The sequence below is a fragment of the Rhodothermales bacterium genome (assembly GCA_013002345.1).
Classification (GTDB): Bacteria; Bacteroidota; Rhodothermia; order Rhodothermales; family JABDKH01; genus JABDKH01.
The window spans coordinates 1-5,225 of sequence record JABDKH010000025.1; the positions used below are offsets into that span (position 1 = coordinate 1).

The window sequence follows — 5,225 nt, forward strand, 5'->3', positions numbered from 1 at the left end:
CGCTGCTCGGCGGCGAGGCGCCCGCGAATGACCGCACACTCGTCTGGGTGCGGCGCGAGGGCAGGGACATGATGGGCATTCCGCACTACGCGGTCAGGCAGGGTGATTACAAGCTCGTTGTCAACCACCCGTTCGATATGCCGCTGTTGTTCAACCTCGCCGAGGACCCCTACGAAGAGGCGCCGATCGACATGCAGGGCAATCGAATCGCAAGGCAGCTGGAAGACCTGCTACAAGAGCACATTATCGAAAGCGGCCGCATCCCGTGGCGTGATCCCCAGGGGAAGGACCACGGACTGCCCGATTAGCGCGGCTGTTCATTTTTTCTGGCCAGCGCCTGGTAATACAACTCACTGACGAAAATCTCCGGCGGAATCTCCATGAGATAGTCCGGGTTGTACTCGCCGCGTTCCTTGAATCCCTGCAACTCGGGTTTGAACGACATGTACCGCGGGAAGCTCTCGTAAATGTCGCCGTAGCCCAGCACGCGGGGATCGTTCTGTGCTCGCAGGTTCTGTTCCAGCGCGTCTCGAAGTTCCGCGAGTGCATCGGCATGGGTTGCATCCTCGGCAAGGTTGTTGAGGCAGAACAGGTCTTCACTGACTTTGTAAAGCTCCTCGGCGGGACGCCTTACTCGCCATCGATCCAACTGCGTTTCCTGTCCGGGTTTCGGCGCGTTACCCCGGGGCCACCGTTCCGGCCGGAAGTTCCGAATGTAGAGGTAGTCATGCGTGCGGATTGAGCGCATCGGATACCCGAGGTGATCATTCCGCTGGTGTCCGCCTTTCTCCTGGCCGGCCAGTACGTATTCCCTGGACGGATCGAGCCGTCCGTTATCATCGGCAAGTAACAGGTCGAGGAAGCTTCTGCCGGTCACGGCCGCCGGCACTTCGACGCCCGCCATCTCGAGGAACGTGGGCGCGAAGTCGATCTGGCTGACCAGGTCGTCGACTACACGATCCGGCTTGATCTTCGCCGGCCAGGTAGCGACCAGCGGCACGTGAACGCCAAGGTCGTAAAGATCACCCTTGCCACCGGGAACCGGTGAGCCGTTGTCGCCGGTGACGAGAACGAGCGTGTTTTCGAATTCGCCACGCTCATGGAGGATGTCGATCATCTGTCCCAGGTGCGTATCGAACCATTCGATCTCCAGGAAGTAGTCCAGCAGGTCGCGCTTCACTTCCTCCGACTTGTCTTCGAAATTCTCGGTCAGGGTCAGGCCGTCTGTCGTGTACCCGGCGCGCAGCCCGGATCCTTTCTCGTAGGGGCCATGGGGTTCCTTGGCACCGTAGACAAATGCAAACGGCTGGTCGGGCGACTTCTGTTCCAGGAAGGCCTGGAAGTTGCGCGTGTAGTCGGAATCGAAGAGTCCTGTATATGGCTTTGGATCCAGCTTGATGTCGTTGAACTCGGGACCACCAGGGTTACGGCTTCGTCCCGTGATCTCCCAGTTGCCCGGGCTCCACGACTTGCCGGTATAGCCGACGGCATAACCGGCTTCCTCCAGCAGATCGACGTAACTCACCAACGTCGCGGGGAAGTGGCTGCCATGTTGACCAGCCTCACCGTTTTCCCATGGATTTCGTCCCGTGAACATCGAGGCGCGCGCAACGGTACACATCGGGCTTGCAACAAACGCGTTATTGAATAGAACGCCTTGTTCCGCCAGGCGATCGAGTGTCGGAGTCCTGACCGGTGCGAACCCGTAGGGTCCCGCATGGATGTGGCCCTGGTCGTCCGAAATTGCCAACAGGATGTTCGGCCGCCGTTCCACAACGGTGCCGGTAGTTTCGCCGGTTTCAGTTGTACAGCTTGTCAGTCCGGCAACGAGGGCTGTTGCCAGGAAAAGAAATATCGATCGGTCTTTCATTGCTACTCTCACCAGGTTGCGAATTGCAGGTACTCGTTGTTGGCCATGCGCTTGATCAGTAAAGCCAGTTCCATCGCGTGGTAGTCGCCCCACATCGTCGACTCGTTGCACGGGATCGACTGACCATCCGGAACGTAGTCCCAGCCATTCGGACGGTGGTAGACGGAGTGCAGCAGCAAGCCGTGATGCTCCGAATCTGACGACAGGTAGGGTTCTTCGAAGAGCCGCGCCGCCACGAAAAGGCAACGCCGTCTTCCGACAGTGAGCCCAAATGAGGCGTCGTTACTTCCTCGGGATGCCTGGGGTTTAAACTGACGTCAGCTTGGCCCTGACCGTCAGTACGAATTTCGACGAGATTCGGCATGGATTGTGCCAGCGCCTGCAGCGGCAGCAGTAGGGCGATACAGATTCCCGTACCGAACAGTACGATTCGACTCATCTGATAGATACCGTTGCAGGTTGCACAGTTGCTACCGGTAGCATTACTATATGATCAAAGGCCTCTGCGAGCAACTTCTCTTGACTTTTCATCATCCGTAATACCGGAGGCCACAGAACAAAACCGACAGGACGAACAGATATGAAAAACAAAACTCAATTTCAACTGTTGACCAGCCTCGTGATCGGGTTGTTGGCCGTATCGGCACAGGCTGCTGAGTGGAAGCCGTTATTCAACGGCGCTGACTTAAAGAACTGGGAACAGGTTGGTGGCGACGCACGGTACGAGGTCAAAGATGGCGGGATCGTCGGCTTTACCGTTGCGAAGACGCCAAACAGCTTCCTCGTAACGAAGAAGCAATACTCCGATTTCATCCTCGAATACGAAATGCGCCTGGGCGCACCGTCGAATTCGGGCGTACAAATCCGCAGCAATCTCAGCGACAAAGGCATCGTGCAGGGTTACCAGGTCGAAGTTGACCCGACGGATCGTCGTTTCAGTGGCGGCCTCTATGACGAGAAACGCCGCAAGTGGCTGTATCCGCTGACACGTAACGAGAAAGGCCGGGATGCTTTCAAGAACGGGGACTGGAACCAGTTCCGCGTCGAAGCTATCGGCGACACGCTCCGCGTTTGGGTGAATGGGATCCAAACGGCCGATCTGGTCGACGACATGACGGCAACGGGCTTCATCGGGTTGCAGGTGCACAGCATCAGGGATCCTGAGCATGCGGGACGGACCGTTCACTGGCGCAATCTGCGGATCATGACCGACGATCTCGAGGCCAATCGCAAGCTCCGCGACCCGGAGGTCGTGCAGATCAGCTACCTGAACAACAAGTTGACGGATTATGAAGTCCGGCAGGGTTGGCGGTTGCTGTGGGATGGCAAGACGACGGCCGGCTGGCGTGGCGCGAAACTCGACCACTTCCCGCCCGAGGGTTGGAACATGAAGGATGGCGTTCTTTCCGTCCAAGGTACCGATGGTCGCGAATCGGCAGCCTTTGGCGACATTGTCACGCTCGATACCTTCAGCAATTTCGAGTTGCAGTTCGAATTCCTGCTCACCGAAGGAGCGAACAGTGGTATCAAATACTTCGTCGATGCTGACCTGAATCTCGGACCAGGATCCGCGATCGGTTGTGAGTTTCAGCTCCTTGACGACGCAAAACACCCGGATGCGAAAGAGGGCGTGAGCGGCAATCGTACGTTAGCTTCTCTGTACGACATGATCACGGCCGAGAATCTCCAGACCGAAGGCCGTGCCAAGCAGTTCAAGGGGATCGGGCAGTGGAACCAGGGCCGTATTATTTCCCACGACGGACACGTCGAGCACTGGCTCAATAATGAGAAAGTTGTCGAGTTCGACCGCTTCAGCCAGATGTTCCGGGGATTGGTCGCTTACAGCAAGTACCAGAAGTGGGACGGTTTCTGCCAGTGGCCCGAAGGGCGTATCCTGTTACAGGACCACGGCGACGACGTGAGCTTCCGCAACATCAAGGTGCGGGAGTGGTAGCGACGTAAGGTGAGGCAGCAATGAAATTCCAGGCACCGATAAAGGTCCTCCTTGTCAGTTTCCTGTTGTTCGGCGGGTGTAGCACCACCTCAACAGGCGTTGTTACTGACACAGGATGTCCGCCCGGATACACGAGGATCGATGACGAGAATACGGGCACGTACGATTGTGCGTCTCGCCAGGACATGGAGGACATCGGCGATATCATTGATGAGCACAAGCGGTAAATTTTTGCGCCTGTATCTGACGGTATTGGTATTCTGCATTGTCGCGGGCTGCTACACGAGCCAGCACCGGCCGGTCATGTTCAGGGCGGGGTCAGACGTCAAGTGCCCCGATTGGTCCGTGCCCGTTGAGGTGGATGGCCGCTACTATTGTATCGACCGCAGTTTCTTCGAGGATGAGGACGACTATTGAGAGATGTCGTGCGATATCTGACTCTTGTATCTGCGGCGCTTGCCAGCCATTGCGTGCTGGCAGGCGATAGTCCCTGGTACGAACAGGGCAATTTCCGACCGGTACAGAGACTCGAGTTTACGCTCTCCAACAGCCTTGATTTCGATCGGCAAAACGCATCCGTTGTCATTCGCCGCGCGGATTTTCCGGTTCCGGACGTCCACGAGATGTGGGTCACCGTGGTTGACCCGAATCTGCCGCCGTACGAAGGCCCGTCGGAAGAACTACTGGTCGTGCAGGGCGGCCACCAGCTACGTGCGGAGAGCAACGGGCACGCCGCCTTCCACCAGATGGATGACCTCGACAAGGACGGTATCTGGGACGAGCTGTTCTTCCAGACGGACATCGAAGCGAACTCCGAGAAGACGATCTACATCTACCTGGGCCAGAACATCCGCGGCTGGAACGAGCATTACACGCATGCCAATATCGGCAGCTACGCGCGTCACCTGATGCCATTCTGGGAAAGCGAAAACGTGGGCTGGAAGATCTGGTTCGCGAATGCCGTCGACGTTTACGCCAAGCGCAGACCGATGCTCATGTCGCATCGACTGTACATGGAGAACCTGGACGGGTACGGCGTATCGGCCATCGACCGCGACCTGGGTTCGGACATTCAGAGAGTAGCCGGATCGTTCGGCGGCGGGGCGATCTGCCTGTTCGAGGATCCGGAAAAGCCCGGCGCGGTGTCGATGCCCCGGTTCACGCCGACACAAAGCGAGTTGCCGTTCAGGTCCAGCTGGAATGCAGGGCAAATCAGCGACACGCGCTACGCCTATGACGTCGTTGTGAACGGGCCGGTTCGGTCGATGATCCGCATCAAGGGCATGAACTGGAATTCCGGGAACGGTTTCTACGAGTACGAGCAGACGTACACCGTTTTCGCGAAGCAGAGTTACACGGCGTCAAAGGTCGAGTTCACGACGTTTTCGCCCGAGGTCGACG

The 5,225-nt window shown here is 57.6% G+C and carries 6 protein-coding genes and 1 pseudogene; 5 read left to right on the forward strand and 2 right to left on the reverse strand.

What is annotated here, in order from left to right; translation table 11 throughout:
• Window positions 1-308: N-acetylgalactosamine 6-sulfate sulfatase (locus HKN37_01170; GenBank protein ID NNE45250.1), on the forward strand; the 308-nt coding region annotated here is incomplete at its 5' end.
• Here the strand turns inward: HKN37_01170 and HKN37_01175 are convergent.
• Window positions 305-1,870 (reverse strand): sulfatase, encoded by a 1,566-nt coding sequence (locus tag HKN37_01175; protein ID NNE45251.1) that lies wholly within the window; start codon window positions 1,868-1,870, stop codon window positions 305-307. The two genes, HKN37_01170 and HKN37_01175, sit on opposite strands and share 4 nt — an antisense overlap.
• A gap of 8 nt (window positions 1,871-1,878) precedes the next feature.
• Window positions 1,879-2,106, reverse strand: a pseudogene (locus tag HKN37_01180) (glycosyl hydrolase).
• A 344-nt stretch (window positions 2,107-2,450) separates the two neighbouring features.
• Here HKN37_01180 and HKN37_01185 point away from each other — a divergent pair.
• The 4 genes from HKN37_01185 to HKN37_01200 form a co-directional block, all read left to right on the forward strand.
• The gene (locus HKN37_01185) at window positions 2,451-3,824 is read left to right on the forward strand and encodes a DUF1080 domain-containing protein (protein NNE45252.1); all 1,374 of its coding nucleotides are present in this window, start codon (window positions 2,451-2,453) and stop codon (window positions 3,822-3,824) included.
• Between the two features lie 20 nt (window positions 3,825-3,844).
• The gene (locus HKN37_01190; GenBank protein NNE45253.1) at window positions 3,845-4,051 is read left to right on the forward strand and encodes a hypothetical protein; all 207 of its coding nucleotides are present in this window, start codon (window positions 3,845-3,847) and stop codon (window positions 4,049-4,051) included.
• Complete coding sequence (locus tag HKN37_01195; GenBank protein NNE45254.1) at window positions 4,035-4,241, forward strand: hypothetical protein; 207 nt, start codon at window positions 4,035-4,037, stop codon at window positions 4,239-4,241. Before HKN37_01190 ends, HKN37_01195 begins: the two co-directional genes overlap by 17 nt.
• 8 nt (window positions 4,242-4,249) lie before the next feature.
• Window positions 4,250-5,225, forward strand: a 976-nt coding sequence (locus HKN37_01200; protein ID NNE45255.1) for a DUF4861 family protein, incomplete at its 3' end; no start/stop codon positions are given.